We start from the raw sequence: 26,827 nt of genomic DNA on the forward strand, positions 1-26,827 counted from the left end.
TTCTCCTCGGTCTGGGCGGCAGGCGAAGCGGCAGCCGATGCGCCACGTGAAGTACCCCGAACCGGAACTGCCTCGTCCGCACGTTCGTCGCTCGCTGCCGGGGCGCTGGAGATCAGGGCACCCAGTCCACGTCCTAGGCCACGTCGCTTTTCCGCCATCTGTGTTCCTCCCGGCACCAGTGTCGCCCGTCCGCAGGGCATGAATACTCAGGGACGAGTCTACTGTGCCGTCCTGGGGAACAGGCCTTCGACGGGCCGGAATCAACCGCCGGAGGGTGGATGAAGCACGAGCCACGGACGCTTTCGACGGCGGTGCGGACTACTGTCCGCGTTCGGCGATCTCCGTCGCGGCCTCCCGATAGGACAGTGCGCCGGTCGAGTTGGCGTCGTACGTCATGACCGTCTGCTGGTAGCTCGGCGCCTCGGAAATCCGCACGCTGCGCGGGATGACTGCTCCCAGGACCTGGTGTGGGAAGTGCTCGCGCACCTCGGCGGCCACCTGCGCAGCGAGGTTGGTCCGGCCGTCGTACATCGTGAGCAGGATCGTGGACACCACCAGGTCGGCGTTGAGGTGCTTCTGGATCATCTCGATGTTCTTCAGGAGCTGGCTCAGTCCCTCGAGCGCGTAGTACTCGCACTGGATGGGAATGAGTACCTCGCGGGCCGCCACGAACGCGTTGACCGTGAGCAGGCCGAGGCTGGGCGGGCAGTCGATGAAGACGTAGTCAAGGCGCGGCTCGCCGGCTTCGGCGCGATGCTTCGCGTACTCGTCGAGGGCGCGCCGCAGCCGCTGCTCGCGGGCCACGAGCGACACGAGCTCGATCTCGGCCCCTGCCAAGTGGATCGTGGCAGGGGCAACCATCAAGTGGTCGATGTCGGGGCACGGGGCCACGACCTCCGCGAGCGGCACGTCATTGATCAGGACGTCGTAGATGGAATCGATATCGGCATGGTGCTCGATCCCCAGCGCCGTCGACGCGTTGCCCTGCGGGTCGATGTCCACCACGAGGACGTTCAGGCCGGCGGAGGCGAGCGCGGCGGCAATGTTGACCGTGGTGGTGGTCTTGCCGACACCGCCCTTCTGGTTGCTGACCGTGAGGAACCGCGTCGACTCCGGTCGGGGCAGTTCGCGCGCGTTGAGCCGTTCCCTGCGCTTGTTCTCGCTGGCCAACTGGCTCGCCAGCGGAGTGCTCTCGTCCATAGTGTCCATAACGTTCCGAACCGGTGCCTCTGATGGGGAGTGAACTGCTTCTTCCAGTGACGTCTCCGGGGATGCGGGCCGCGCATCCTGGCCGGGGGACTCGGTGGCCGCCTCTACCTCGCCGAGCGGCGACACCGCGGCCGCCTCCGCGAGGCCGTCCCGACCCACGCGGGGTGTTTCACGTGAAACCTCCGAAGCGGTGGAACCAACGGCTTCTGGTTGTTTCTCCGCCGCAGTCCGGAAGGCACCACCGAACAAGGCCGCAAAGGGCGGAATCTTCTGTCCGGTCTTGCTCACGTACTGGGCGTCCTTTCAACCGTCGGGGCGACGTACCACCACTACAGACTAGCGGTTCAGGCCGATCCGACGCGGATGCGGACCACGGTCGTGGATTCCTCGAGGACGTCCCCGCCGACGGTCAGCACCTCGGTTCCGCGGCCTCCAAGGCGCTTGATCACCTTGGCCGCCTTCTCGACTTCCTCGGCCGCGCTGCGTCCCTTGATGGCCAGGACCTGACCGGAGCCGTGCAGCAGGGGAATGGTCAGCCCGGCCAGGTTCGAGAGCGCGGACACGGCCCTCGCCGTCGCCACGTCGGCGTCCACCTCGTCCACCACTTGCTCGGCCCGTCCCCGCAGGATGCGGACGTTGTCCAGCCCCAGGTCCTCGACGACCTCGCCGAGCCAGATGCAGCGTCGTTCCAGCGGCTCGATCAGCGTGATGGCCAGATCGGGCCGCGCGATGGCAAAGGTCAGCCCGGGCAGGCCGGCACCGCTGCCGACGTCGGCCACGGCGGCGTCTCGCGGAATCAGCGACGAGACGACAGCGCAGTTGAGCACGTGGCGCCCCCACAAGCGGGGAACCTCGCGGGGGCCGAGCAGGCCCCGCTCCATGCCGGACGTGGCCAGGTGCCCGACGTAGCGCTCGGCGAGGGCCAGCCGGTCACCGAACACGGCCTGCGCCGCGTCCAGCTCCTGCTCCGTTGCCTGATGGGATTCGACCACGGGGGACCTCCGCTTCCGTTCGTGCCGTCGGGACCCTGCCGGGTCCGGTGTGGGGGCCGCCGGTGGGGACCGGCGGCCGGGGGACGTCCTAGGCCCCGGAGAGTGAGACGACGATGTGCCGGCCCGAGCCCTCGCCGTCGGACTCGCTGTCCAGACCCAGGGCCGCGACGGCGTCGTGCACGAGCTTGCGCTCGTACGCGCTCATCGGCGCGAGGGGGACGTCCTCACCCGTCTCACGGGCCTTCGCCACGGCGTCCTCGGCGATCTTCTGCAGCTCGGAGGCCCGCCCCTCGCGGTACCCGTCGATGTCCAGGACCAGGCGCGAGCGGTTGCCCGTCGCGGTGAGCACGGCCAAGCGGGCCAGCTCCTGCAGGGCCTCCAGGGCCTCGCCGTCGCGGCCGATCAGCTCCTTGAGGCGCGAATCCCCGCCCTCCTCGTTGACGATCGAGATGTACGTGCGGCCGGACCGGACCTCGATGTCGATGTCGCCGTCGATGTCGGCGATGTCGAGCAGCTCCTCGAGGTAGTCCGCGGCGACGTCGCCCTCCTCCTCGAGGCGGCTTGCGGGGGCTTCCTGCTCGGCGTCCTCGGTGGCCTCGGGCTGGACGGCCGTCTCTTCAACGTTGCTCATGGGCTACTTCTTCTTCCTGTTCTTACGCTGCGGCTGCTGGCGCTGGCCCTTGGGCTGTTCGACCTGCGGCGGCTCCTCGGCCTCGGCCTTCTTCTGGCCGATGGGCGGCAGGCCCTTGGCGGCACGCCGCTCGTTCAGCTCTCGCTCCGCCTGGGAGCCGGGGGTCGGGTTGTTGCGGATGACGTAGAACTGCTGGCCCAGGGTCCACAGGTTGGAGGCCGTCCAGTAGATCAGGACGCCGATCGGGAAGTTGATGCCGCCGATGCCGAAGACGAGGGGAAGGATGTACAGCATCATCTTCTGCTGCTGCATGAACGGGCCCTCGAGGGCCTCCTTGGTCATGTTCTTGGACATGATCTGCTTCTGGGTGATGAACTGCGAGGCCGTCATGGCCAGGATCATCACGATCGCCACGATGATCACCGACACGGACGGCGAACCCGAATTGATGGTGCCCAGGAAGGTCTCGGAGAGCTTGGCCCCGAAGATCGAGGACTCGTCGAAGCTGCGGACGTGGTGCGGCTGCAGGGCGCCGATGCCGGTGCCGTCGGCGCTTGCCCGCGAGGCGTTGTTCAGCACGGTGAAGAGCGCGAAGAAGAACGGCATCTGCACCAGGATGGGCAGGCAGGAGGAGAGCGGGTTCGTCTTGTGCTTCTTGAACAGGGCGCGCTGCTCGGCGATCATGGCCTGCTGCGAGAGCTGGTCCTTCTTGCCCTTGTACTTGGCCTGCAGCTTCCGCAGGTCCGGCTGCAGCGCCTGCATGGCGCGCTGGGCCTTGATCTGCTTGACGAAGACGGGGATCAGTGCGGTGCGGATCAGGAGCACCAGCAGGATGATGGACAGCGTCCACGTCCAGCCGGAGTCCCCGTCCATGCCGATGAAGGTCAGGCCCTCATGCCACATGAGCAGGATCCACGAGACCACCTGGCGGAAGGGCCACAGCAGCGTGTCAAAGAATTCCATGAACGGTCATGCTCCTTGTGCCGCGTCAGCGGCCTCATCGTCGGCGGGAATCGGCGGATGATTCAACACCATGATCTTCGGGGTCCCGCCTTCGGGCCAAATCCTCCGGCCGGGCGGGACATGGTCGATTCCGCCGTGGCTCCACGGGTTGCAGCGCAGGACCCGGTAGGCGGCGAGGCCGGCCCCCTTCACCGCGCCGTGGACCGTCACGGCCTCGAGCGCGTAGGCGGAACAGCTGGGGAAGTAGCGGCAGACGTCGCCGTAGAGCGGCGAGACGATGCGACGGTAGGCCTTGAGCAGCAGGATCAACAGGCTCCGGGGCACGTCGATGATCCAGCGGACGACGCCGGTGCCCGCCTGGTCCTCATGTCCCGCCATCGCTGCCCTTCCCCGGGGGATTCCCGGTGTGGTACCGCTCTGTCTGGTCCCGCCCGTCCTGCGCCCTCGACGCCTTGGCGGCCGCCGTGGCGAGGGCCGCCACCGTCTCGTCCCTCAGGGCGTCCCATCCGGCGCCAGCGGCCGGAGCCAGGGCCCGGACGACGACGTCGTATCCCGTCGCGTAGCCGTCGGCACCGGGCGCACCCGCCGCGGGGCCGCGCCCGAGCAACCCGGCAGCGACGGCACGCAGCCTTCGTTTAACGAGGTTGCGGGCGACGGCGTTCCCGACGGCCTTGGAGACGATGAAGCCGAACCGTGACGGCGTGCCGTCCGGGAGGCGCCGGGCATATAGCACGACGTTCCGGCGCCCTGAGCGGGCACCGGAACGTACGGTGGTGCTGAAATCCACGGAGGTCCGCAGGCGGTGCTGTCGAGGCAGCACGGCTAGTGGCCGATCGGGCGGTTGGGCCGAATCATGGCGCGTACGGCAGACCGGAGTGGACCGCCGGGTTCCTAGGCGGAGAGTTCGGTGCGGCCCTTGGAACGGCGGGCCGCCAGGATGGCGCGGCCGGCGCGGGTGCGCATACGAAGACGGAAGCCGTGCTTCTTGGCACGACGGCGGTTATTCGGCTGAAAAGTCCGCTTGCTCACAGTAGTAACTCCAAGACGATCATGTGATGCGCCTTAACCCGTTGCTACAAGGGGGAAGAACAGGCTGACGCTCGTATTCAACGTGGTGCGCCCGCCGCTCTCCAGGACCGCTTCCTCCACCCTGACAGGCGGTGGGAAGGGCGTACGGGAGCGCGGAAAACGCACACACAGGACTAAACAACGGTACGGGAGGCCGGGGCTCCGCGTCAAACCGGGCAGGCGGCATCGGCGTCCACATGCTGTGGGGACGGAATCCACAGCTGTGGACGAATCAGGTGTGAGGGGATCGGCCCGTCGCGCACCATCTTGCCCGCCTCATCCCCGGAACCACGGGATTCCCGCCGTGTCGCATCCCGGGCGCGCCGCCGTGCCGGCGGGGGCGATGTTATCCACCGACTGTGAATAACGCTGTGGATGACGGCTAGAATCGGAACTCCAGCGGCCCCGGCACCACGGGGGCCCGGACGCGGTCCGGATCGGACCGATCAACGACACCCGAACGACCAGCCAAGGGGCCGCATCCGTGAGTACCGACGAGTCGAACAGCGTGGGCAGCGCCTGGCGCCAGGTGGTCCGCAACCTCGAGCAGGACGACCGCGTCACGCCGCGCCAGCGCGGATTCGTCGTGCTGGCCCATCCCCTCGGGCTCATCGGAACGACCCTGCTGCTCGCCGTGCCCAACGAGTTGACCCGCGAGGTCATGCAGACCCAGCTCAAGGCGCCCCTCGATGACGCGCTGCGCCAGGTCTTCCAGGACGACATCCTGTGCGCGTTCAGCATCGACGCCGATCTGGTTCCCGAGCCGGCACCCGAGCCCGAACCCGAGGAGCAGCCGATCCGCAAGGACCGGGTCCCCGGCACGCGACCGCAGCCGACGCCGCCGTCGAACTCCCAGGAGTTCGGTCGCTTGAACCCGAAGTACATCTTCGACACCTTCGTCATCGGCGCGTCGAACCGCTTCGCCCATGCCGCTGCGGTCGCCGTCGCCGAGGCGCCCGCCAAGGCCTACAACCCGCTCTTCATCTACGGGGACTCCGGCCTGGGCAAGACGCACCTGCTGCACGCGATCGGCCACTACGCGCGCCACCTCTACAACGGGATCCGCGTCCGCTACGTGAACTCCGAGGAGTTCACGAACGACTTCATCAACTCGATCCGCGACGACGAGGGCGCGAGCTTCAAGCAGACCTACCGCAACGTCGACATCCTGCTCATCGACGACATCCAGTTCCTCGCGAACAAGGACGCGACGCAAGAGGAGTTCTTCCACACCTTCAACGCCCTGCACAACCACAACAAGCAGGTCGTCATCACATCCGACCTGCCGCCGAAGCAGCTCGCCGGCTTCGAGGACCGGATGCGGTCGCGCTTCGAATGGGGCCTGCTGACGGACATCCAGCCGCCGGAACTGGAGACGCGGATCGCGATCCTGCGCAAGAAGGCGACGGCGGAGGGCCTGTCCGCGCCGGACGACGTCATGGAATACATCGCGTCGAAGATCTCCACCAACATCCGCGAGCTCGAGGGCGCGCTGATCCGCGTCACGGCGTTCGCCTCGCTCAACAGCCAGGGAGTCGACATGGCCTTGGCGGAGCAGGTGCTGAAGGACCTCATCACGGACGAGGGCGCCCAGGAGATCACGCCGCAGGCGATCATCGCCCAGACCGCGGACTACTTCAACCTCAGCATCGAGGAGCTCAACAGCAAGTCCCGGACCCGGACGCTCGTCACCGCGCGGCAGATCGCGATGTACCTGCTGCGCGAGCTGACGGACATGTCCCTGCCGAAGATCGGGCAGATCCTCGGCGGCCGGGACCACACCACCGTGATCCACGCGGACCGCAAGATCCGCGAGCTCATGGCCGAACGCCGGGCGATCTTCAACCAGGTCACGGAGCTCACGAACCGGATCAAGCAGCAGCAGCGCGACGGCTGACCACCCCGCGGGAACGGTGCGTGGAGCCCCATCGTGCCGAAAGCCACAGCTGTGGATAATTCTGTGGATTCTTAAGTGGACGAGACGGGTCGGCCTGCGCATAACCCCACCCCCTCCTGTGGATCCCTTAAACGACGCTGATTTCTATCCACCGGGATCCTGTAGTTCACCGGAGCCGACCCAACACCTTGTCAACAGGGCAGATCCGGGGCGCCGCACGGCGCAGGCGGGTTATCCACAGCATCCACAGCAGTTATTAACACTACGAATCCCCCTTTTTCGAAGAATCCAGATAACAAGTCCCCTCCCTGCCGAACGACCCCGTTCCCCGGATGAACGCCATCCACCGATGCGGAGGATCCGGTGCGGTGCCCTGGCGCCTAGGGGCTAAGCTTGCACCGAATACTTGTCGCTCCATGGCTGTGAAAGGCGGAACACTAGGTGAAGTTCAGCGTCGAAAGGGACGTCCTTGCGGAAGCCGTTTCCTGGACCGCCCGTTCACTGTCCCAGCGTCCGCCGTCACCGGTCCTCTCGGGGATCCTGATCACCGCCGGCAACGGGATCGTCGCCCTCGCCGGCTTCGACTACGAGATCTCGGCCAGGATCGAGATTCCCGCGGACACCACGGAAGAGGGCTCCGTCCTCGTCTCGGGCAAGCTCCTCGCGGAGATCTCGCGCAGCCTGCCCCAGGCGCGGGTGACCATCGAGACCGAGGGATCCAAGGTCACCGTCAGCTGCGGACGCAGCCGCTTCCACCTCGCCACCATGCCGGTCGGCGACTACCCCGAGCTCCCGGTGCTGCCGGAACTGGCCGGGGTCGTGGACGGCGAGGCCTTCGCCCAGGCCGTGAGCCAGGTGATCGTCGCCGCGTCGAAGGACGACACCCTGCCGATCCTCACCGGCGTCAAGATGGAGATCGAGGACGACCTCATCACGTTCCTCGCCACCGACCGCTATCGCCTGGCGATGCGCGAGGTCTCCTGGAAGCCCACCGTTCCGGGACTCTCCACCTCCGCGCTCGTCAAGGCCCGCACGCTCAACGAGGTCGCGAAGACCCTGGGCGGATCCGGCGAGCTCAGGATCGCCCTGGGCGAGGACAGCGACCTGATCGGCTTCGAGAGCGGCAACCGCCGCACCACCTCGCTGCTCGTGGACGGGGACTACCCGAAGATCCGCTCGCTCTTCCCCGAGAGCACTCCGATCCACGCGACCGTGAACACGAGCGAGCTCGTGGAGGCCGTCCGGCGCGTCGCGGTCGTCGCGGAACGCAATACCCCGGTCCGCCTCGCCTTCACGGACGGGCAGCTCGCGCTCGACGCCGGCACGGGAGAGGACGCGCAGGCCGAGGAAGCCCTGGAGACGCACCTCGACGGCGAGGAGATCACCGTCGCGTTCAACCCGGCCTACCTGAGCGAGGGCCTGAACGCCTTCGACAGCGAGTTCGTGCGGTTCTCCTTCACCTCGGCCCCCAAGCCGGCCATGATGACGGCGCAGAAGACGATCGACGGCGAGGACGAGGTGGACTACCGCTACCTCGTCATGCCGGTCCGGCTGCCCACCGGCGCCTAGCTGGAGAGCCGCCGCCGGCGATCCCCGTACGGCGGCCCCATCCCAGGACCCCACCCAGGAGGACAACGTGCACATCGGACTCATCGGTCTCGGCAAGATGGGCTTCAACATGCGCGAACGCCTGCGCCGGGGAGGTGTCGACGTCACGGGCTACGACCGCAACCCGGAGGTCTCTGACGTCGCCGACCTCGACGCGCTCATCGCCGCGCTGCCGTCGCCGCGGATCGTCTGGATCATGGTGCCGGCCGGCGCCGTCACGGATTCGGTCGTGGACGACCTCGCCTCGCGATTGTCGACCGGGGATCTCGTGATCGACGGCGGCAACACCCGTTTCAGCGACGACCAGCGCCATGCGGAACAGCTGGCCGGCCGCGGCATCCGGTTCGTCGACTGCGGCGTCTCGGGCGGGGTGTGGGGCCTCGAGAACGGCTACGGGCTCATGGTCGGCGGCGCGGAGGCGGACGTCGAGGAACTCCTGCCCGTCTTCGACGCGCTGCGTCCCCAGGGCGAGCGGGCGGACAGCTTCGTCCACGTCGGGGCAGCCGGCGCGGGACACTACGCCAAGATGGTCCACAACGGCATCGAGTACGGCCTCATGCAGTCCTACGCCGAGGGCTATGAGTTGCTCGCGGCCAAGGACATCATCCGCGACGTCCCCGGGACGTTCGCCGCATGGCAGAAGGGCACCGTGATCCGCTCCTGGCTCCTGGACCTCATGGTCGAGGCGCTGCGCCAGGACCCGGAGCTGTCCCGGATCGCCGGATACGTCGAGGACTCGGGCGAAGGCCGCTGGACCGTGGAGGAAGCGATCGCCAACGGGGTCCCGGCGCCGGCGATCACCGCATCCGTGTTCGCGCGCTTCGCCTCCCGGCAGGACGACTCCCCGGCGATGAAGGCCGTCGCCGCCCTGCGCCAGCAGTTCGGCGGCCACGCCGTCAAGCGCCCGGGCGAGTGAACGGGGGTGTTCCGCCGTGTACGTCTCCCATGTCTCGCTGACCGATTTCCGCAGCTACGCGCAGGCCGACCTCGAGCTCTCGCCGGGCACCACGGTGTTGCTCGGGCCCAACGGGGTCGGCAAGACCAACGTCGCCGAGGCCATCGGCTACCTCGCGACCCTTTCCTCCCACCGCGTCTCCACCGATGCGGCGCTGATCCGCTTCGGCGCTGAGCGGGCGATCGTGCGCGCCCGCGCGGTCCGCGGGACGCAGGCCACCGCCGTCGAGCTGGAGATCACGGCGGGCAAGGCCAACCGGGCCCGCATCAACCGGGCCAATCCCGTCCGGGCCAAGGACGCCGCGGGGATCATCCGGACGGTGTTGTTCGCCCCCGAGGACCTGGCCCTCGTCAAGGGCGATCCCGGGAGCCGCCGGCGCTTCCTCGACGAGTTGCTCGTGCTGTTGCAGCCGCACCAGGCCGCGACGCGGGGCGACTACGAGCGGGTGCTCAAGCAGCGCAACGCCCTGCTCAAGTCCGCCCGGGCCGCGGGGCGCTTCACCTCGGCGCACGAGGCGACGCTCGAGGTGTGGGACCAGCACCTCGCCGAGGCCGGTGCACGCCTCCTGCGCGGCCGCCTGGACACGCTTGAACGCCTGGCACCGCACCTCGACGGCGCCTATGCGGGGATCACGGACGGGTCCAAGGACGTCGGCGCCCTCTACCGCTCGAGCATCACGGGCGAGGTGGACGACGACGGGGCCCCGGCCGGGGACGACGGCGGCGCCGGGGCGGAACTCGCCCGGGCGACGACGGCCGGGTTGGCCGAGCGCTTCCTCGCCGAGCTCGTGGCGCAGCGCCAGCGCGAGCTGGACCGGGGGCTGACGCTGGTCGGTCCGCACCGCGACGAGCTGCACCTGACGCTGGGAGGGGCTCCGGCGAAGGGCTACGCGTCCCACGGCGAGACGTGGTCCCTCGCGCTCGCGCTGCGCCTGGCGTCCTACCGCGCGCTGCTCGAGGACGATCCCCGGGAAGGGGCCGGACCGGTCCTCATCCTCGACGACGTCTTCGCCGAGCTCGACACGGGCCGCCGGGCCCGGCTCGCCGCGCTCGTCGCCGACGCCGAGCAGGTCATCGTCACGGCCGCCGTCGCCTCCGACGTGCCCGCTTCCCTCGGCGGGCGGGTCTTCGCCGTTGCACCGGGAAGCATCGGGATCCCGGCCGAAGCGGCCGGTGTCCCGCTCGGCGGGGTCGGCACGGCCGCGACCGGTCCCGCGGATCCGGGCGACGCCGATCGATCGGACCACGGCGCGGTCACGGACGGCGACGCGGCCCTCGACGACGCCGTGGTTCCGGGCGACGGGGAACCGGGGTCCTCATGAGCGCGGCGCGCGACGGCTGGGACCGGCACCGGGACGACCCGGACCGCGACGCACCGGAGCCGCTGCTGCCGCCGGCCAGGCCGGGCCCCGCCGCGGGCCGTGGCCAGGCCTTCGAGCCGGACGAGGTGGCGGAGCTGGACGCCGCCCGGGCCATGGTGAACAGGATGCGCGAGGCGGCAGCCCGCCGCGGCGAGGTGCGGATGGACGCGGCCCGCGCCCAGCGTGCGGGGGAACGCCGCGCCGCCGACCGGGCCGCCCGGAGGGCCGGACCGCGGGGCATTGAGTACGACGACGGGCGCGATCCCCAGGGGATCGGCACCGTGTTCGAGCGCATGCTCCGCGACCGCGGATGGTCCTCCCCCGTCGCCGTCGGCTCCGTCCTGACGGAATGGGACGCGCTCGTGGGAGGCCAGGTCGCCGCGCACTGCCGGCCCGAGAGCTTCGAGGGGACCACCGTCGTCGTGCGCTGCGACTCGACCGCGTGGGCGACCCAGCTCCGCCTGCTCAGCAACAGTCTCCTGAAGACGTTCGACGAGAAGCTGGGCCCCGGCGTCGTCACCGTGATCCAGGTGCTGGGACCCTCGGCGCCCAGCTGGCAGAAGGGGCGCCGGCGCATTGCCGGGCGCGGACCGCGCGACACCTACGGATGAGCCGGACGGGTCGCCGGGGCGGACCGCGGTTCCATGTGACAGGACTTCGACAGGGACGCGCCCTAGCGGCCCGTGGGGCTAGCGGGTGTGGAGACCCTCGTGGAGGGGGTGTCCAACGCGTCCTGAGCGGCATTTTTGGCTAATGGGTGGTGTTCGGGGCCGAATCGACGCGCTCCGGCGGGGCTTAAGCGGTAGAATCGTAGACGTGGCGTCTCGCCGTGAGGGTGAGACGCCGGTTCATGTGGTCTCCGCCGAGCGGCGGCGGCCCGCCGTCCCTGGACAAGGAGTCTGCAGCGCCTGTGGATACTGAGAACACCACCCCGAACGATCCGTCCGACGACGCGGCAGACACCGGGGCAGGATCCTCCGACACCGCCGCGGAGGCGCCGGAGGCCACCGGCGACGACGAGCGGATGGCCAACGGCAACCGCAAGGTGACCAACGAGTACGGCGCGAGCGCCATCACCGTGCTCGAGGGGCTCGAGGCGGTCCGCAAGCGTCCCGGCATGTACATCGGCTCCACCGGCGCGCGCGGCTTGCACCACCTGGTCTACGAGGTCGTCGACAACTCCGTCGACGAGGCCCTCGCCGGCTATTGCGACCACATCAAGGTCACCCTCCGCGAGGACGGCGGCGTCCGCGTCGTGGACAATGGCCGCGGCATTCCCGTGGACATCCACCCCACCGAGGGCAAGCCCACGGTCGAGGTCGTCATGACCATCCTGCACGCCGGCGGCAAGTTCGGCGGCGGCGGCTACGCGGTCTCCGGCGGCCTCCACGGCGTCGGCATCTCCGTCGTGAACGCGCTCTCCGTGCGCGTCGACACCGAGGTCCGCCGGCAGGGCCACGTGTGGAGCATGGGCTTCGCCAACGGCGGCGTGCCGCAGGGCGAGCTCGTCCAGGGCCCGGCGACCGCTGAGACGGGCACGACGCAGACGTTCTACCCGGACCCGGAGATCTTCGACACGATCGACTTCGACTTCGAGACGCTGCGCGCCCGCTTCCAGCAGATGGCCTTCCTCAACAAGGGCCTGCGCATCACGCTCACGGACGAGCGGGTCCTCGAGGAAGCCGGCGAGGAGATCGCCGAGGAGTCGGAGGAGGGCGCCGAGGAGGCGGCCGAGCCGAAGCACCGCGTCGTGGACTACCTCTACAAGGACGGCCTGCTGGACTACGTCAAGCACCTCAACGCGTCCAAGAAGGTGGAGCTCGTCCACGAGGACGTCATCGCCTTCGAGTCCGAGGACGAGGACAAGAAGATCTCCGTCGAGATCGCGATGCAGTGGACCACGGCCTACTCCGAGTCCGTGCACACCTACGCGAACACCATCAACACGCACGAAGGCGGCACCCACGAGGAGGGCTTCCGCGCGGCGATGACCTCGCTCATCAACCGCTATGCCAAGGACAAGGGCATCCTCAAGGAGAAGGACGAGAACCTCACGGGCGACGACATCCGCGAGGGCCTCACGGCCGTCATCTCCGTCAAGCTCGGCGAGCCCCAGTTCGAGGGCCAGACGAAGACCAAGCTCGGCAACTCGGTCGCCAAGGGCTTCGTGCAGGGAGTCGTCAACGAGGAGCTCGGCGACTGGCTCGAGCGCAACCCGAACACGGCGAAGGACATCATCCGCAAGGCGCTCTTCGCGGCCCAGGCCCGGCTCGCGGCCCGCAAGGCCCGCGACAACGCCCGCCGCAAGTCGCCGCTCGAGTCCTTCGGCATGCCCGGCAAGCTCGCGGACTGCTCCTCGAAGAACCCGGTCGAGTGCGAGGTCTACATGGTGGAGGGCGACTCCGCGGGCGGTTCCGCCAAGCGCGGCCGCGACCCCCGCACGCAGGCGATCCTCCCCCTGCGCGGCAAGATCCTCAACGTCGAGCGCGCCCGCCTCGACAAGGCGCTCGGCAACGCCGAGGTGCAGTCGATGATCACCGCGTTCGGCACGGGCATCGGCGAGGAATTCGACATGGCCAAGCTGCGGTACCACAAGATCGTCCTCATGGCCGATGCCGACGTGGACGGCCAGCACATCACGACCCTGCTGCTGACCCTCCTGTTCCGCTACATGCGCCCCCTCATCGAGAACGGCTACGTCTACCTCGCCCAGCCGCCGCTGTACCGGATCAAGTGGTCCAACGCGGCGCATGACTACGTGTACACGGACAAGGAGCGCGACGCCGCCCTGACCGCCGGCGCCGCGGCCAACAAGCGCCTGCCCAAGGACAACGGCATCCAGCGCTACAAGGGCCTCGGCGAGATGGACTACACCGAGCTGTGGGACACCACGATGGACCCCGACCGCCGCACGCTGCGCCAGGTCACCATGGAGGACGCCGCGGCCGCGGACCAGATCTTCTCCGTGCTCATGGGCGAGGACGTCGAATCGCGCCGCAACTTCATCCAGCAGAACGCCAAGGACGTGCGCTTCCTGGACATCTAGCCCGGACCGCCCGCCGAAGCCACGCAGACTTTGTGAACTGAGAGAAAGAACCCGATGAGCGACGAGACGCCCGAGACCCCGCAGGACCCGGAGCAGCAGCCCCTCGAAGGCCGTGTGACCGACCGCGTCGAGCAGGTCGACCTGCAGACCGAGATGCAGCGGTCCTACCTCGACTACGCGATGGCCGTGATCGTGGGACGCGCCCTCCCGGACGTGCGCGACGGCCTCAAGCCCGTGCACCGCCGTGTGATCTACGCGATGTACGACGGCGGCTACCGCCCCGACCGCTCCTACAACAAGTGCGCCCGCGTGGTCGGCGAGGTCATGGGCCAGTACCACCCGCACGGCGACAGCGCGATCTACGACGCCCTGGTCCGCCTCATCCAGGACTGGACCATGCGCTACCCGCTGGCGCTCGGCCAGGGCAACTTCGGTTCCCCCGGAAACGACGGCGCGGCCGCTCCCCGCTACACCGAGACCAAGATGGCCCAGCTGGCCATGGAAATGGTCCGGGACATCGACGAGGAGACGGTCGACTTCCAGGACAACTACGACGGCAAGAACCAGGAGCCGACGATCCTGCCGGCGCGGTTCCCGAACCTGCTGGTCAACGGCTCGTCCGGCATCGCCGTCGGCATGGCCACGAACATCCCGCCGCACAACCTACGCGAGGTCGCCGACGGCGTGCAGTGGTACTTGGAGAACCCCGAGGCCAGCCGCGAGGAGCTGCTCGAGGAGCTGCTCAAGCGCGTGAAGGGACCCGACTTCCCGACCGGCGCGCTGATCCTGGGCCACAAGGGCATCGAGGACGCCTACCGGACCGGCCGCGGTTCCATCACGATGCGCGCCGTGGTCAACGTCGAGGAGCTCCAGGGCCGCACGTGCCTCGTGGTCACCGAGCTTCCCTACCAGGCCAACCCGGACAACCTCTCCATCAAGATCGCCGACCTCGTCAAGGACGGCAGGATCCAGGGCATCGCCGACCTGCGCGACGAGTCCTCGGGCCGCACGGGCCAGCGCCTCGTGATCGTGCTCAAGCGCGACGCCGTCGCCAAGGTCGTGCTGAACAACCTCTACAAGCACACCGAGCTGCAGTCCAACTTCTCCGCCAACATGCTCGCGCTCGTCGACGGCGTGCCGCGCACGCTGTCCCTCGACGCCTTCATCCGGCACTGGGTGGCGCACCAGGTCGAGGTCATCGTGCGCCGGACGCGGTTCCGCCTGCGCAAGGCCGAGGAGCAGGCCCACATCCTGCGCGGCCTGCTCAAGGCGCTCGACGCCCTCGACGAGGTCATCGCCCTCATCCGCCGTTCCTCCACGGTCGAGGACGCGCGCGAGGGGCTCAAGGAGCTCCTGGACATCGACGACGTGCAGGCCCAGGCCATCCTGGACATGCAGCTGCGCCGCCTGGCCGCCCTCGAGCGGCAGAAGATCCAGGACCAGCACGCCAAGCTCGAGCTCGAGATCGCCGAATACAAGACGATCCTCGCCGATCCGGTCAAGCAGCGCGGCATCATCTCCGACGAGCTCGGGGAGATCGTCGACAAGCACGGAGACGACCGCCGCACCCGGATCCTCATGGGCTACGACGGCGACATGTCCATGGAGGACCTGATCCCCGAAGAGGAGATGGTCGTCACCATCACCCGCGGCGGCTACGTCAAGCGCACGCGCAGCGACAACTACCGTTCGCAGAACCGGGGCGGCAAGGGCATCCGCGGCGCGCAGCTGCGCGGCGACGACGTCGTGGAGCACTTCTTCGTCACGACGACCCACAACTGGCTGCTCTTCTTCACCAACCTCGGCCGCGTGTACCGGACCAAGTGCTACGAGCTCGCCGAGGGAAGCCGCGATTCCAAGGGCCAGCACGTGGCCAACGTCATGGCCTTCCAGCCCGGGGAGACGATTGCCCAGGTCCTGGATTTGCGCAGCTACGACCAGGCCCCGTACCTGGTGCTCGCCACCAAGAACGGCCTCGTCAAGAAGACCCGGCTCGCGGACTACGACACCAACCGCTCGGCCGGTGTCATCGCGATCAACCTGCGCGAGGGCGACGAGCTCGTCTCGGCGCAGCTCGTTTCCGAGACGGACGACCTCATGCTGGTCTCCCGCAACGGCCAGTCGGTCCGCTTCACCGCGACCGACGAGGCGCTGCGCCCGATGGGCCGCGCGACGAGCGGCGTGACGGGCATGAAGTTCCGCGGAGACGACGAACTGCTCAGCGCCGACGTCGTGACCGAGGGCTCCTACTCCTTCATCGTCACCGACGGCGGCTATGCGAAGCGCAGCTCCGTGGAGGAGTACCGCGTGCAGGGACGCGGCGGCCTCGGCATCAAGGTCGGCAAGTTCGCCGAGGACCGGGGGCACCTCGTCGGCGCGCTGATCGTGCAGGAGGAGGACGAGGTCCTCGTCGTCATGGAGGGCGGAAAGGTGGTCCGCTCCGCCGTGACCCAGGTGCCGGCGAAGGGCCGCGACACCATGGGCGTGATCTTCGCGAAGCCGGACAAGAAGGACCGGATCATCGCCGTGGCGAGGAACACCGAACGCGGCCTGGCGGCCGAGCCCGAGGACGATGCAGTACCGTTGGATGCAGATCAAGCCCGGGACGCCGTCGGCAGCGGTCCGTCGCAGGAAGCCCCGGCAGGTACCGCGGGATCCCCAGCGGAGGCCGCGGACGACGCCGGCCACGGCACCGAAGGCACCGAGAATGACGGAGGTAATGCGTGAGCACCCCCAACACCCCGCGCCCGGGAGCGCAGCGCCCGGCCTCCCAGCCGGGTGGCCGTCCGGCCGCACCGCGGCAGGCCCCGTCCGGCCAGCGCCCGGCGGCGCAGGGACAGCGTCCCGCCGGAACCCAGCAGCGCCCCGGACAGCCGCGTCCGGCGGGGCAGCGCCCGGCCCAGCGCCCCCAGCAGCTCGTGCGCCCGGCGCCCAAGGCCAAGGTCCGCAAGGCCCGCCTGCTCGTCAGCAAGATCGATCCCTGGTCCGTGCTGAAGATGTCCTTCCTGCTCTCCGTGGCCCTCGGCATCGTGACCGTCGTCGCCGCCGTCGTGCTCTGGACCGTCCTGGACCTCACGGGCATCTTCGACCGGGTCAACGACCTGCTGCGCGAGGTCGCCGGGACCGAGAGCAGCTTCAACCTCCAGGAGCTCGCCTCGCTCGGACAGGTGGCCTCCTTCGCGACGATCATCGCGGTCGTGAACGTCGTCCTGCTCACGGCGCTGTCGATGCTCTCGGCCGTGCTCTACAACATCTCCTCGACGCTCGTCGGCGGCATCGGCATCACGCTGACCGACGACTGAACCGCGGAACGCCTCGGCCGCTCCCCGCACGGGGGGCGGCCGATTTGTTTTCCCGCGGAATCGTCGGGTAAAGTCATATCTCGTCCTGATGGGACGGTGAGGGCGTATAGCTCAGGCGGTTAGAGCGCTTCGCTGATAACGAAGAGGTCCCAGGTTCAAGTCCTGGTACGCCCACGGAATCCCCACTGACGGTCCGGGAGGATCCCCATGAAACGACTGCTGTTCCTCGCGGCCGCGCTCGTGGGCATCGCTACCTACAATAAGTGGAAGGATGCCGAGGTGGAGAAGTCCACCTGGAGCCGGTCGACCGATTCGGTGGACTAGCCCCGTACGGGGGCATGGCGCAATTGGTAGCGCACCTGCTTTGCAAGCAGGGGGTTAGGGGTTCGAGTCCCCTTGCCTCCACCGACGACGAAGGGCCCCGGGCAGCAGCCCGGGGCCCTTCGCGCATCCCGATCGAATCCGCGAGGACAACTGCCCATTTCTCCCGAGCGTGGCATGGCGGGTCGATGCGACTCGCCGGGTTCCGGAGCACGGGAGCACCGGGAAGCGGGAAGAAGCGTCACGGATCGTGTCCGACGACGCAGCCGCCCGGCGGCGGTGGCACAGTGGTGGGGTGATCTTCCTCCTGGCGGCCATCGGCGTCCTCGGCGTCGGGGCGTCCGGCCCGCTCATCGCCGCGACACCCAGCGTGCCCCCGATGGCCATGGCCTTCTGGCGCAACGCGATCGGCGGCGTCGTCATGGCCGCACCCGTCCTGGTCCGCCGTCCCGCCTCCCTGCTCAGGGCGGGGCGGCGTGAATGGGGCTGGAGCGCGGCGGCCGCCCTCGCGCTGGCCCTGCACTTCGTCTGCTTCACGACGTCGATCCGCATGACGTCCGTCGCCGCCGCCACCGCACTCGTCTGCCTCCAGTCCGCCTGGATCGCCCTGTTCCAGGTGCTGCGCGGCGTGCGCTTCCCGCCGCTCGTGGGCATCGGCATCGGGGTGGCCTTCATCGGCGTCGTCGTCATCACCGGATTCGACCTCGGCGGCTCGGCCGAGGCCCTGCGGGGAGACCTCCTCGCCCTCGTCGGCGGGGCGCTCGCTGGCGCCTACACGCTCGCGGGGTCCAAGGCCCGCGAGACGATGTCGACCGGCGCGTACACCGGACTCTGCTACGTCCTCACGGCCCTGATCCTCCTGGCCCTGTGCCTCGTCTTCGACGAACCGCTGTGGGGCTTCCCGCCCGAGGGCTGGCTCGGGATCATCGCGCTCACCGTCTGCGCCCAGCTCCTCGGCCACAGCGTCTTCAACCACCTGCTCAACGCCCTCGGTCCGCTCACCGTGTCCACGATCATCCTGCTCGAGATCCCCGCCGCGGCGCTCCTGGCCGCCGGCTTCCTGGGCGAGCGGCTGCCCGCGGGAACCTACGGCGGGCTCGTGCTCATCCTCGCGGGCCTCGTGGCCGTCGTGCGGGGACAGCGGCGCCGTGGCCCCGGCGTCGTCCTCGCCGAACCCGGGCTCGGCGCCGACTGACGTCACGCTGCCGCTCGGCTCAGATGCCGCCGCGGCGCACCGGCTGCGAACTGCGCGCCGTGTGGAGGTAGCGCAGCATCTTCGCCGGGTAGTAGATCGACATGAAGATCAGCATCGGGATCTTCAGGACCTGCTTGTTGATCTGGTGGGCCTTGTACGTGCGGTCGAACCGCGTGACGTAGTACCGGTAGTCCTTCGGCGAGTCCTCGAGACGGCGTGCCGACATCCCCGAGACCATGGCCGGGACGTAGCGGATCAGCAGGTCGTGGTCCGCCAGGTGCAGCGAGATGTCGATGTCCTCGTGGAACTCGTCCGCCTCGTCGCGGCAGACCTCGCCCGCGATCTCGGCCCAAGCGGAGGCCCGCAGCGCCATGTTGGAACCGAAGAGGAAGTGGTACTGCTTGTAGGCGACCTTGAGGACCAGCTGGCGCATCTTGTCGTCCGCCTTCAGGCCCCAGCGGCGCATGGGCATGTCGTAGTAGACGACCGGTCCCGTGGCCGCCATGACCTCCGGGTCCATAAAGGCGGAGGAGACCTGTTCCACCCAATCCGGTTCGAGGACGGAATCCGCGTCGATGCGGCCCAGGACCTCGCCGCTCGCCTGGGCGAGGCCGAAGTTGCGGGTCGGGATCAGCCCCTGCTCACGGTCCTGGGAGACGAGCCGGATCGGGGCCTCCGGGTACTCCGCCTGCATCTGCGTCACGATGGCCGCCGTGGCGTCCGTGGACATGTTGTCCACCACGATCACCTCGTGCGCGGGTACGGTCTGGTAGATCGCGGCGACCAGGCACTGCCTGATCACGCTCTCCTCGTTGTAGGCGGGGATGACGATCGAGACGGCGGGCCTGTAGGGCCCGGATCCGCCGAAGGGTTGGTCCTCAATCACAGCGCCAATCTACCAGCGCCCGGACGCACGGAAGGGGAGGCCCGCGCCAACAGGCCTCCCCTTCCCGGACCACCGCTTGGCGGCCTCCGGGGTGCTACGTGGCGGTGTCCTCCGAAGAGGCCCGGCGCCCGCCGCGGGGACCGGGCTTCGGGGCGGCATCCTCGGCCTCCCCGGCAGCGTCGGCCGCGAGCTCGGCGTCGACGTCGCCGGCGTCCTCCGGAGCGGCGGCCTCCTCAAGGTGGGCGCGCACCTCCTCGACCGTGGACTCCGTCTCCGGGGCCTCGGGCGCCGAGGCAGCGGCGGCATCCGCCGCGGGGACATCGGCCGTGGCGGAGGTCGGGGCCGCCGAGGAGGACGGGACCGGGGCGGGCTCGACCGGGGCCGGCGCCTTCCACGGATCCTCGACCGGCTTCGAGGCGCGCCACGCGGCGACGCCCGCCGCAGCAGCGGCCGCGATGATCCCGAAGATCAGCAGTCCGCGCTTGCGTCCCTTGCGGGCCTGCTCCTTCTTGAGCTGCTTCGAGGCCTGCTTGGCGGCCTCGGCGGCGGCCGTCTGGGCGCGCTTGAGGGCCTTCTTGTCACCGGTCACGCTCGCGACGGCCTGGTGGACCGGCAGCGGGAAGCGCGCGGAGTCGAGCTTGTGGGCGGTGAAGTCCGCGGCCTCGCCGAGCTTCGCGCTGGCGGCCGGGATGTAGTCCTTCACCACGACGTCGCGGGCATGCTGCAGGGCCGGCGTCGCCTTGTCGAGCGTCTCCTGGAGCTTGGGCGATGCCTGGTCGACAACCTGCGAGATCTTCGGAGCGACCTTGTCCAGGCCTTCCTGGATCTTCGGGGTCACGCGGGCGACGCCGTCGGCGATCTCCGTGGCGGCCCGGTGCAGGCCCTCCTGGATCTTCGGCGAAGCGGTCTCGATCCCCTTCTCCAGACGGGGAACGGCCCACTGGACGGCTGCCTCCACGCGGGGTGCGGCCCAGTCGCGGGCCTCGCCGACTCCGTTGCCGACCGTCTCTCCCAGGTCGCGGGCAATGCGTTCTGTCTTCTTCACACGTTCCTCCCGATTTGTTGGAGCATCGTGGCCTAGCCTACGCCGTGGCCCCCGGGCGTGCTATTCCGTCCGGGGCATATGCGGCCCGGGCTCCCCGGTTGTTCACTGTCCGCGTAGCGGATCAGCAAGGCGGGCGGGGGCGTCGTGGAAGAATGGGGCGCATGACTGCAATCCCCACGCACAAGGCCACCATTCACACGAACCGGGGCGACATCCTGGTCAATCTCTTCGGCAACCACGCCCCGAAGACGGTCAAGAACTTCATCGGCCTCTCCACCGGCGAGCAGCAATGGGTGCACCCGGAGACGGGCGAGGAGAAGACCGGGACCCCGCTCTACAACGGGACGATCTTCCACCGCATCATCAGCGACTTCATGATCCAGGGCGGGGACCCGCTGGGCCAGGGCGTCGGCGGCCCGGGCTACCGCTTCGACGACGAGATCAACCCGGACCTCGACTTCACCCAGCCGTACAAGCTGGCCATGGCCAACGCCGGCATCCAGATGGGCCGCGGGACCAACGGCTCGCAGTTCTTCATCACGACCGTTCCGACGACGTGGCTGCAGGGCAAGCACACGATCTTCGGCGACGTGACCGACGAGGCCTCGCGCAAGCTGGTCGCCGAGCTGAATTCCGTCCCGACCGACGGCCGCGACAAGCCGCTCGAGGACGTCGTCGTCACCTCGATCGACATCGACGAGGCCTAGTCACGGCGCGGCCAGGGCCGCGCAACACGGCGGGTTCTGCCGCAGGGACCATGGAACCTGCGGCAGGACCCCTTCCGTTTAACCACCGACGATTCCACTGCAGGAGATCCCATGGCCTACGGCCTTCCCGAGCAGCAGCCAGCGGGCCAGGTCCCCGTCTGCCCCCGACACCCGGACCGCCCCTCCTACGTCCGCTGCCAGCGCTGCGGGCGCCCCGCCTGCCCCGAATGCCAGCGTCCTGCGGCCGTCGGCGTGCAGTGCGCAGACTGCGTCGACGAGGCGCGGAAGCGGATGCCGACCCAGCGCACCGCCCTCGGCGGCCGCGCCCGGGACGGCAGGCCCGTGGTGACCTACACGCTCATGGTCCTGTGCGCGGTGGTGTTCCTGGGACAGTTCCTGCTGCCCACGCTCTCCGACCGCCTGCTCTACGCGGGGGTCTACACCGGCAGCGAGCCGTGGAGGATGCTGACCGCCACGTTCCTGCACTCGACGAGCTTCCTGATGCACATCGCGTTCAACATGTACGCGCTCTTCGTGATCGGCCAGGCGCTCGAGCCGATGCTGGGCCGGATCCGCTTCCTCGCGCTGTACCTCCTGTCCGGCTTCGGCGGTTCCGTCGCCGTGCTGATGCTCGAAGACCCGAGGATCGGCGTCGTGGGCGCCTCCGGTGCGGTCTTCGGCCTCTTCGGCGCGCTGCTGGTGGTGATGCGGGCGCGTGGGGGGAACTTCACGCCGATCCTCGTGATCATCGGCATCAACCTGGTGATCGGCTTCATTCCGGGGCTCAACGTCTCGTGGCAGGCCCACGTCGGCGGACTGGCGACCGGGGCGGCGCTCGCCGCGATCATGGCGTACGCGCCGCGGGGGAAGCACCGTGCCACTGTTCAATGGGCCGGCATCGCTGCCGTCGCGGTCCTGCTGACGGTCCTGACGTGGGTGGGATGGCAGACCGTCCCCGCGCGCGTCTTCGGCGCCTGACCACGGAGCACGAACCATCCACAGGGTTTATCCACACTGTTAATAACTCACACCCGTGTAATTCACTTAGGCGTCCTTCTTCCCGTCCCCCGGGATGACGCCGCAGCAGCCCCGGCGGCCGGTTCAACGGCCCCGGGGCGCTTGAATATTCACATACTTCTGCACACCTGTGGATAACCCTTCTGCACATCCTGTGCGCGACGAATCCCCCGAGGATTAAGGGATGTGGGCCCGGCGATGCATCGACGGGCCCCCGGATTTCCACCGTTTCCCCAGCGGACAGGCGGAAATCTGTGAACAACCCCGGTGGTAGGGGTGATTTCCACAGCCTTCATCCACAGTGTTTATAACTCACACCCGTGTAACTCACCGACCCAACGGCTCCGCATCGGCCTTACGGCGGCGAATAGAACATACTTACCAACAGCTGTGTCCCCAGTTGTGGATAACCCTCTGCACACGCTGTGCGTTAAACGCGCTCTATTGATTGAATTCTCCCAATCACTGTACGCTGGACGCGCCCCACCGATCGGGCGCAGCACAATGCCGGCCGCGGGCCGGAGGAAGCAGGGAACGTGCCATGGCCCTTGAGTGGAGCACCATCACCGAGCAGGACACCGCCGAGTGGGCGCGGCTGACCAACGAACTGGCCGTGGCCGACCAGACGGAGGAGTTCTACGAACCCGAGGACCTGGCCGAGGAGCTCGAGGAGCCCGGCGTCGATCCCGCACGCGACACGTGGGCGGTCCGCGAGGACGGACGGCTCGTCGCCTTCGGGCAAGTGCGGATCAGCGACGCCCTCCGCGACGGCTTCGCCAAGGCGCACCTCGGCGGCGGCGTGCACCCGGAGCACCGGCGGCGCGGGATCGGCCGCGCGCTCATGGAGCGCCTGGAGGACCGGGCCCGCGAGCTCGGCGGCGAACGCCACGCCGGCCACCCGCTCCTGCTGGACGTCTGGGCGGGGCGCCCGGAGTCCGGCGCCGCCCGGATGGCGTCCGTCCGCGGCTACGAGCCGGCACGCTACTTCCAGGACATGAAGGTCGAGCTGGGCGGCTGGGAGGTTCCCGCGGGTGCGGCGCCCTGCCCCGGCGTCGTGTTCGATCCAGCCCACGCGGAAGGGATCCGGCGCGCGCACAACGAGGCGTTCGCCGACCACTGGGGCTCCTCCGCCCGCTCGCCGGAGAAGTGGGCGGCCCAGCTCAAGGCCCGCAGCTTCCGCCCGGCCTATAGCCGAACGGTCCTCAGCGACGACCCGGGACTCGATCCCGAGGAGGCGGTCGACGCCTACGTCCTCTCCGGCCAGTGGGTCCCGAAGGAGCTCTACGTGTCCCTCGTGGGCACGCGCCGGCGCGCCAGGGGGCGGGGACATGCAGCGGCGCTGCTGACCGACGTCGTCCGCCAGGCCAAGGAGGACGGCTACGCCTCCGTGGAGCTCGGCGTCGACTCGGACAGCCCGACCGGGGCCGTCGGCCTGTACGAGCGGGTGGGCTTCCGGCGCGTTCGGACCAACGTCGTCTACTCCCGCCGCGCCTGAGCGGCGTCCGCGTCCGGCCTTGCCGCCGGGACGGGGGCGGAGCAGACTGTGTGGCACAGCACAGCACAGCACAGCACGGTCCGGCACGGCACGGAGTGGAGGAGACGTGATCGAACCGACGGGGACGCTCGTCGAACGGGACCCGGGAGTCGACTTGGTCGTCTCCCGGTACTTCTCCGCGCCGCCCGAGGACGTCTGGGACAGCATCACCGACAGCCGGCGGACCGCCCTCTGGTTCGGTCACTGGCAGGGAGAGGGCCGGACCGGGGGCGAGATCGTGGTGACGCTGACGGCGGAAGACGGGGCCCCGACGTCGCACTTGCGCGTGGCGGCCTGCGATCCGCCCCGCCGGCTCGAGCTCGTCATGCGGGACGAGCACGGCAGCTGGGACCTCGAACTGCTCGTGGAACCCGTGGACTCCGGCGCCTCCCTGTCGCTGGTCCACCATCTGGCCGACCGGGCCGGCCTCGCGGAGATCGGGCCCGGGTGGGAGTTCTACCTCGACCGCCTCGCGGCGAGCCGGGTCGACGGACCGCTCCCGGACTTCGCCGACTACTACCCCGCGCTCACGGAATACTACGGGGCCCTCTAGTCCCCGGCCCCGGGGGCCGGGCCTCAGAGGCCGAGCAGCAGCGTGGCCGCGATGACGAGCATCGTCGCGGCCACGACGCCGTCGAGGATCCGCCAGGACGCCGGCTTCGAGAAGAAGCCGCGCAGGGCCCGCGCGCCCAGGCCCAGGGCCGTGAACCACACGACGCTCGCCGATACGGCACCCGCGGCGAACCACCAGCGCCCCGGATCCCCGTGCGACGAGGCGATGGACCCGAGCAGCACCACGGTGTCGAGGTACACGTGGGGATTCAGCCAGGTCAGGGCGAAGGCGGTGGCCACGGCCCCGCCGAGCGTCGTCCCGCCCCCGCCCTCGGCCACCGTGAGAGCCGCGGGCGCCACGGCCCGGCGCAGGGCGAGAACGGCGTAGCCCACGAGGAACGCCGCACCGCCGATGCGGGCCATGGGCAGGATCCACGAGGTGCCGTCCACGAGGGCTCCGACGCCGGCGACGCCGGCCAGGATCAGGACGGCGTCGGAGGCCATGCAAAGCAGGATGACCGGCACGACGTGTTCGCGGCGGATGCCCTGGCGGAGCACGAACGCGTTCTGGGCGCCGATCGCGGCGATGAGCGAGAGTCCCAGGCCGAGGCCGGCGAGGGAGGAAGGAAGGAAGGGCATTCCTTGACGGTAGGCTCCGGCGCATCGACAGTCCAGCTCAAGAAATTCATGATGCGTTAGAGTTCCTTATGATCGATTTCCCCGCCGACCAGCTCCGTGCCTTCGCGGCCGTCGTCGACACCGGGACGTTCGAGGCCGCGGCGCGCCGGCTGCACGTCACCCCCTCGGCCGTCAGCCAGCGGATCAAGGCCCTCGAGCGCACGGCCGGAACCGTCGTCGTCCGCCGGACGAATCCCGCTCAGGCCACGCCCGCCGGAAGGGTCCTGGTCCGGCTCGCCCGCCAGCTCGACCTGCTGGCCTCGGAGGCCGCCGCCGAGCTGTCCGCGGCCGCGGGTGGCACCGATGCGCCCACCGCGCGGGCGCCGATCGCGCTCGTCGTCAATGCGGACTCGCTCGCCACGTGGTTCGGTGCCGCCCTGCCGGTCCTGGCCGCCGACCCGAACCTCGAACTCGAGATCCTGCGCGAGGACGAGGCCTTCTCGGCCGAGCACCTGCGCTCGGGTCGCGTCATGGGCGCCGTCACCACGAGCGGGCGCCCCGTCCAGGGCTGCGCGGCGGACCTGCTCGGCAGCATGCGCTACCTGGCCGTGGCCGCCCCGGCGTTCGCGGACCGGTGGTTCGGGCCGGACGGGCCCGGGCTCGCCGGGGCGCCCGCCGTCCACTTCGACCGCAACGATGCCCACCAGCGGGACCTGATCCGCGGGCACGCGGGGGCCGCCGCCCGTCCCCCGGGACACCACGTGCCGGATTCCGTCCAGTTCGTCGAGGCGATCCGCGCCGGGCTCGGCTGGGGCATGGTGCCCGAGCAGCAGATCCCCGGCGACGGCTCGTTGCGGCTCCTCGATCCCTCGTGGGTGCACGAGGTCCCGCTGTATTGGCAGCGCTGGAAGCTGGACTCGCCGGCCCTGGCCCGGGTGACCGCCGCCGTGAAGGGGGCCGCTGCCGCCGGGCTGCCGCGGTAGGGACGGCGGCCCGGGCCACCGGACGACGCCGGTGCCGGGCTCCGCCAGGAAGCGTTCCCCCGCGCGGCGGGAACAAGGGGACGACGCCGGGGCCGCCTCGTTGACGGCGGAGCGGCACCCCGGCAGGGTGGAGCCATGAGGATCCTCGTCACCGGTGGAACCGGCACGCTCGGCCCGCACGTCGTCGAACTCCTGCGCTCCCGGGGCGACGAGGTCCGCGTCCTGACGCGCCGGAGCGGGATCGACGGCGGCGTGACCGGGGACCTCGCCACGGGAGCGGGACTCGATCCGGCTTGCGAGGGTGTCGACGGGATCATCCACCTGGCCAGCGGCGGCATGGATGCGTCGCGGTGGGAGGAAGTGGATGTCGACGGAACCCGGCGGCTCGCCGCGGCGGCCGCCCGCGCCGGCGTGCGACACGTGCTGATGATCTCGATCCTGGGCGTGGACCGCATCCCGCTTCCGTACTACCGGGCCAAGCTCGCCGGGGAGCACGCACTGGCCAGGGCCGGCGCCCCCCATACCGTGCTCAGGCTCCCGCAGTTCCACGAGCTCGTCGACACCCTGCTCGGCCACCTGGCCAAGACGCCGCTCGTTCCCGTGCCGCGCGGGGTCTCCGTCCAGCCGCTCGCCGCGCGCGATGCTGCCCGCGTGGTCCTCGAGACCCTCGACTCCGGGGCCCGCGGCACGGTCATCGCGGCCGGCGGACCGCAGGAACTGCGGCTCAAGGACGCGGCCGAGCAGTGGCTCGCCGCCCGGCACGAGGCGGGCGGGCGCGGCGGGGCGGTCGTGCAGGTGCCCTTTCCCGGCTCCGTGGTCCGGGCCCTGCGGGACGGCCACAACCTGCGGCTGGACTCCAAGCAGCCCGGCCAGTCGTTCGGCGCCTGGGCCCGGGAGCGCTTCCTCGGGCTCCCGGAGACCGGGGCCCGCTGACCGTT

At 69.6% G+C, this 26,827-nt stretch carries 26 protein-coding genes and 2 tRNA genes; 18 read left to right on the forward strand and 10 right to left on the reverse strand.

What is annotated here, in order from left to right; translation table 11 throughout:
• Nucleotides 1–318: 318 nt before the first annotated feature.
• From AC0QR5_RS12190 to rpmH, 7 genes are all read right to left on the reverse strand, one after another.
• Nucleotides 319–1,209, reverse strand: coding sequence for a ParA family protein (locus AC0QR5_RS12190; protein ID WP_430633254.1), 891 nt, complete (start codon nt 1,207–1,209; stop codon nt 319–321).
• A gap of 344 nt (nt 1,210–1,553) precedes the next feature.
• A complete protein-coding gene (gene rsmG / locus AC0QR5_RS12195) occupies nt 1,554–2,201 on the reverse strand; it encodes a 16S rRNA (guanine(527)-N(7))-methyltransferase RsmG (protein WP_329861993.1) in 648 nt (215 codons plus the stop codon).
• Between the two features lie 88 nt (nt 2,202–2,289).
• Complete coding sequence (locus AC0QR5_RS12200; protein ID WP_329861992.1) at nt 2,290–2,832, reverse strand: Jag family protein; 543 nt, start codon at nt 2,830–2,832, stop codon at nt 2,290–2,292.
• A gap of 3 nt (nt 2,833–2,835) precedes the next feature.
• Nucleotides 2,836–3,795, reverse strand: a complete 960-nt coding sequence (gene yidC, locus AC0QR5_RS12205) for a membrane protein insertase YidC (protein WP_329861991.1) — start codon at nt 3,793–3,795, stop codon at nt 2,836–2,838.
• A gap of 6 nt (nt 3,796–3,801) precedes the next feature.
• Nucleotides 3,802–4,173 carry a membrane protein insertion efficiency factor YidD gene (gene yidD / locus AC0QR5_RS12210; protein WP_329861990.1) on the reverse strand — a complete coding sequence of 124 codons (372 nt, stop codon included), beginning with the start codon at nt 4,171–4,173 and terminating at the stop codon, nt 3,802–3,804.
• Complete coding sequence (gene rnpA / locus AC0QR5_RS12215; RefSeq protein WP_329861989.1) at nt 4,160–4,615, reverse strand: ribonuclease P protein component; 456 nt, start codon at nt 4,613–4,615, stop codon at nt 4,160–4,162. The genes yidD and rnpA overlap by 14 nt, the downstream gene beginning before the upstream one ends.
• Nucleotides 4,616–4,686: 71 nt before the next feature.
• On the reverse strand, nt 4,687–4,824 hold the full coding sequence (rpmH, locus tag AC0QR5_RS12220) for a 50S ribosomal protein L34 (RefSeq protein WP_127513203.1): 138 nt from the start codon (nt 4,822–4,824) through the stop codon (nt 4,687–4,689).
• A gap of 523 nt (nt 4,825–5,347) precedes the next feature.
• Here rpmH and dnaA point away from each other — a divergent pair.
• From dnaA to AC0QR5_RS12280, 12 genes are all read left to right on the forward strand, one after another.
• Nucleotides 5,348–6,760 carry a chromosomal replication initiator protein DnaA gene (gene dnaA / locus AC0QR5_RS12225; RefSeq protein ID WP_329861988.1) on the forward strand — a complete coding sequence of 471 codons (1,413 nt, stop codon included), beginning with the start codon at nt 5,348–5,350 and terminating at the stop codon, nt 6,758–6,760.
• 441 nt (nt 6,761–7,201) lie between these two features.
• Entirely contained in the window at nt 7,202–8,329 is a 1,128-nt protein-coding gene (dnaN, locus tag AC0QR5_RS12230) for a DNA polymerase III subunit beta (protein ID WP_329861987.1), read from the forward strand.
• Between the two features lie 67 nt (nt 8,330–8,396).
• Nucleotides 8,397–9,284, forward strand: a complete 888-nt coding sequence (gene gnd, locus AC0QR5_RS12235) for a phosphogluconate dehydrogenase (NAD(+)-dependent, decarboxylating) (protein WP_329861986.1) — start codon at nt 8,397–8,399, stop codon at nt 9,282–9,284.
• 16 nt (nt 9,285–9,300) lie between these two features.
• Nucleotides 9,301–10,644 carry a DNA replication/repair protein RecF gene (gene recF / locus AC0QR5_RS12240; RefSeq protein WP_329861985.1) on the forward strand — a complete coding sequence of 448 codons (1,344 nt, stop codon included), beginning with the start codon at nt 9,301–9,303 and terminating at the stop codon, nt 10,642–10,644.
• Nucleotides 10,641–11,294, forward strand: coding sequence for a DciA family protein (locus AC0QR5_RS12245; RefSeq protein ID WP_430970700.1), 654 nt, complete (start codon nt 10,641–10,643; stop codon nt 11,292–11,294). Before recF ends, AC0QR5_RS12245 begins: the two co-directional genes overlap by 4 nt.
• Nucleotides 11,295–11,707: 413 nt before the next feature.
• Nucleotides 11,708–13,729 (forward strand): DNA topoisomerase (ATP-hydrolyzing) subunit B, encoded by a 2,022-nt coding sequence (gyrB, locus tag AC0QR5_RS12250; protein ID WP_329862018.1) that lies wholly within the window; start codon nt 11,708–11,710, stop codon nt 13,727–13,729.
• A 54-nt stretch (nt 13,730–13,783) separates the two neighbouring features.
• A complete protein-coding gene (gene gyrA, locus AC0QR5_RS12255) occupies nt 13,784–16,456 on the forward strand; it encodes a DNA gyrase subunit A (protein ID WP_329861984.1) in 2,673 nt (890 codons plus the stop codon).
• The gene (locus AC0QR5_RS12260; RefSeq protein WP_329861983.1) at nt 16,453–17,031 is read left to right on the forward strand and encodes a DUF3566 domain-containing protein; all 579 of its coding nucleotides are present in this window, start codon (nt 16,453–16,455) and stop codon (nt 17,029–17,031) included. Before gyrA ends, AC0QR5_RS12260 begins: the two co-directional genes overlap by 4 nt.
• 100 nt (nt 17,032–17,131) lie before the next feature.
• Nucleotides 17,132–17,205, forward strand: a tRNA-Ile gene (locus AC0QR5_RS12265).
• Between the two features lie 33 nt (nt 17,206–17,238).
• Nucleotides 17,239–17,355, forward strand: a complete 117-nt coding sequence (locus AC0QR5_RS12270) for a DLW-39 family protein (RefSeq protein WP_329861982.1) — start codon at nt 17,239–17,241, stop codon at nt 17,353–17,355.
• Between the two features lie 8 nt (nt 17,356–17,363).
• Nucleotides 17,364–17,436 (forward strand) — tRNA-Ala (locus AC0QR5_RS12275).
• A gap of 211 nt (nt 17,437–17,647) precedes the next feature.
• Complete coding sequence (locus AC0QR5_RS12280; RefSeq protein WP_329862017.1) at nt 17,648–18,547, forward strand: DMT family transporter; 900 nt, start codon at nt 17,648–17,650, stop codon at nt 18,545–18,547.
• A 19-nt stretch (nt 18,548–18,566) separates the two neighbouring features.
• Here the strand turns inward: AC0QR5_RS12280 and AC0QR5_RS12285 are convergent, their stop codons facing one another.
• Both AC0QR5_RS12285 and AC0QR5_RS12290 read right to left on the reverse strand, forming a co-directional pair.
• On the reverse strand, nt 18,567–19,433 hold the full coding sequence (locus AC0QR5_RS12285; RefSeq protein WP_329861981.1) for a glycosyltransferase family 2 protein: 867 nt from the start codon (nt 19,431–19,433) through the stop codon (nt 18,567–18,569).
• Nucleotides 19,434–19,527: 94 nt separating this feature from the next.
• Nucleotides 19,528–20,478: a hypothetical protein gene (locus AC0QR5_RS12290; protein ID WP_329861980.1), complete on the reverse strand. Its 951-nt coding sequence runs from the start codon at nt 20,476–20,478 to the stop codon at nt 19,528–19,530.
• 161 nt (nt 20,479–20,639) lie between these two features.
• Here AC0QR5_RS12290 and AC0QR5_RS12295 point away from each other — a divergent pair, with 161 nt between their 5' ends.
• The 4 genes from AC0QR5_RS12295 (at nt 20,640) to AC0QR5_RS12310 (ending at nt 24,289) form a co-directional block, all read left to right on the forward strand.
• Nucleotides 20,640–21,185, forward strand: coding sequence for a peptidylprolyl isomerase (locus AC0QR5_RS12295; RefSeq protein ID WP_329861979.1), 546 nt, complete (start codon nt 20,640–20,642; stop codon nt 21,183–21,185).
• A gap of 111 nt (nt 21,186–21,296) precedes the next feature.
• Nucleotides 21,297–22,163 carry a rhomboid family intramembrane serine protease gene (locus tag AC0QR5_RS12300; protein ID WP_329861978.1) on the forward strand — a complete coding sequence of 289 codons (867 nt, stop codon included), beginning with the start codon at nt 21,297–21,299 and terminating at the stop codon, nt 22,161–22,163.
• A 580-nt stretch (nt 22,164–22,743) separates the two neighbouring features.
• Nucleotides 22,744–23,697, forward strand: coding sequence for a GNAT family N-acetyltransferase (locus tag AC0QR5_RS12305; protein ID WP_329861977.1), 954 nt, complete (start codon nt 22,744–22,746; stop codon nt 23,695–23,697).
• Between the two features lie 106 nt (nt 23,698–23,803).
• A complete protein-coding gene (locus AC0QR5_RS12310) occupies nt 23,804–24,289 on the forward strand; it encodes an SRPBCC family protein (RefSeq protein WP_329861976.1) in 486 nt (161 codons plus the stop codon).
• Between the two features lie 23 nt (nt 24,290–24,312).
• On the opposite strand, the gene AC0QR5_RS12315 is transcribed toward AC0QR5_RS12310, so the two are convergent.
• Nucleotides 24,313–24,927, reverse strand: coding sequence for a LysE/ArgO family amino acid transporter (locus tag AC0QR5_RS12315; protein WP_329861975.1), 615 nt, complete (start codon nt 24,925–24,927; stop codon nt 24,313–24,315).
• A gap of 68 nt (nt 24,928–24,995) precedes the next feature.
• Here AC0QR5_RS12315 and AC0QR5_RS12320 point away from each other — a divergent pair, with 68 nt between their 5' ends.
• A complete protein-coding gene (locus tag AC0QR5_RS12320) occupies nt 24,996–25,889 on the forward strand; it encodes a LysR family transcriptional regulator ArgP (protein WP_329861974.1) in 894 nt (297 codons plus the stop codon).
• Between the two features lie 135 nt (nt 25,890–26,024).
• Complete coding sequence (locus tag AC0QR5_RS12325) at nt 26,025–26,822, forward strand: SDR family oxidoreductase (RefSeq protein ID WP_329861973.1); 798 nt, start codon at nt 26,025–26,027, stop codon at nt 26,820–26,822.
• Nucleotides 26,823–26,827: the final 5 nt, after the last annotated feature.

The organism is Arthrobacter sp. J156, assembly GCF_056172865.1.

Bases quoted from the DNA above. Each gene is read 5' to 3' on its own strand.
- AC0QR5_RS12300 (WP_329861978.1), top strand. From the start codon at position 21,297: ATGGCCTACGGCCTTCCCGAGCAGCAGCCAGCGGGCCAGGTCCCCGTC.
- AC0QR5_RS12305 (WP_329861977.1), top strand. From the start codon at position 22,744: ATGGCCCTTGAGTGGAGCACCATCACCGAGCAGGACACCGCCGAGTGG.
- AC0QR5_RS12190 (WP_430633254.1), bottom strand. From the start codon at position 1,209: ATGGACACTATGGACGAGAGCACTCCGCTGGCGAGCCAGTTGGCCAGC.
- yidD (WP_329861990.1), bottom strand. From the start codon at position 4,173: ATGGCGGGACATGAGGACCAGGCGGGCACCGGCGTCGTCCGCTGGATC.
- gyrB (WP_329862018.1), top strand. From the start codon at position 11,708: ATGGCCAACGGCAACCGCAAGGTGACCAACGAGTACGGCGCGAGCGCC.
- AC0QR5_RS12295 (WP_329861979.1), top strand. From the start codon at position 20,640: ATGACTGCAATCCCCACGCACAAGGCCACCATTCACACGAACCGGGGC.
- AC0QR5_RS12320 (WP_329861974.1), top strand. From the start codon at position 24,996: ATGATCGATTTCCCCGCCGACCAGCTCCGTGCCTTCGCGGCCGTCGTC.
- AC0QR5_RS12245 (WP_430970700.1), top strand. From the start codon at position 10,641: ATGAGCGCGGCGCGCGACGGCTGGGACCGGCACCGGGACGACCCGGAC.
- yidC (WP_329861991.1), bottom strand. From the start codon at position 3,795: ATGGAATTCTTTGACACGCTGCTGTGGCCCTTCCGCCAGGTGGTCTCG.
- AC0QR5_RS12315 (WP_329861975.1), bottom strand. From the start codon at position 24,927: ATGCCCTTCCTTCCTTCCTCCCTCGCCGGCCTCGGCCTGGGACTCTCG.
- gyrA (WP_329861984.1), top strand. From the start codon at position 13,784: ATGAGCGACGAGACGCCCGAGACCCCGCAGGACCCGGAGCAGCAGCCC.
- AC0QR5_RS12270 (WP_329861982.1), top strand. From the start codon at position 17,239: ATGAAACGACTGCTGTTCCTCGCGGCCGCGCTCGTGGGCATCGCTACC.
- AC0QR5_RS12325 (WP_329861973.1), top strand. From the start codon at position 26,025: ATGAGGATCCTCGTCACCGGTGGAACCGGCACGCTCGGCCCGCACGTC.
- AC0QR5_RS12200 (WP_329861992.1), bottom strand. From the start codon at position 2,832: ATGAGCAACGTTGAAGAGACGGCCGTCCAGCCCGAGGCCACCGAGGAC.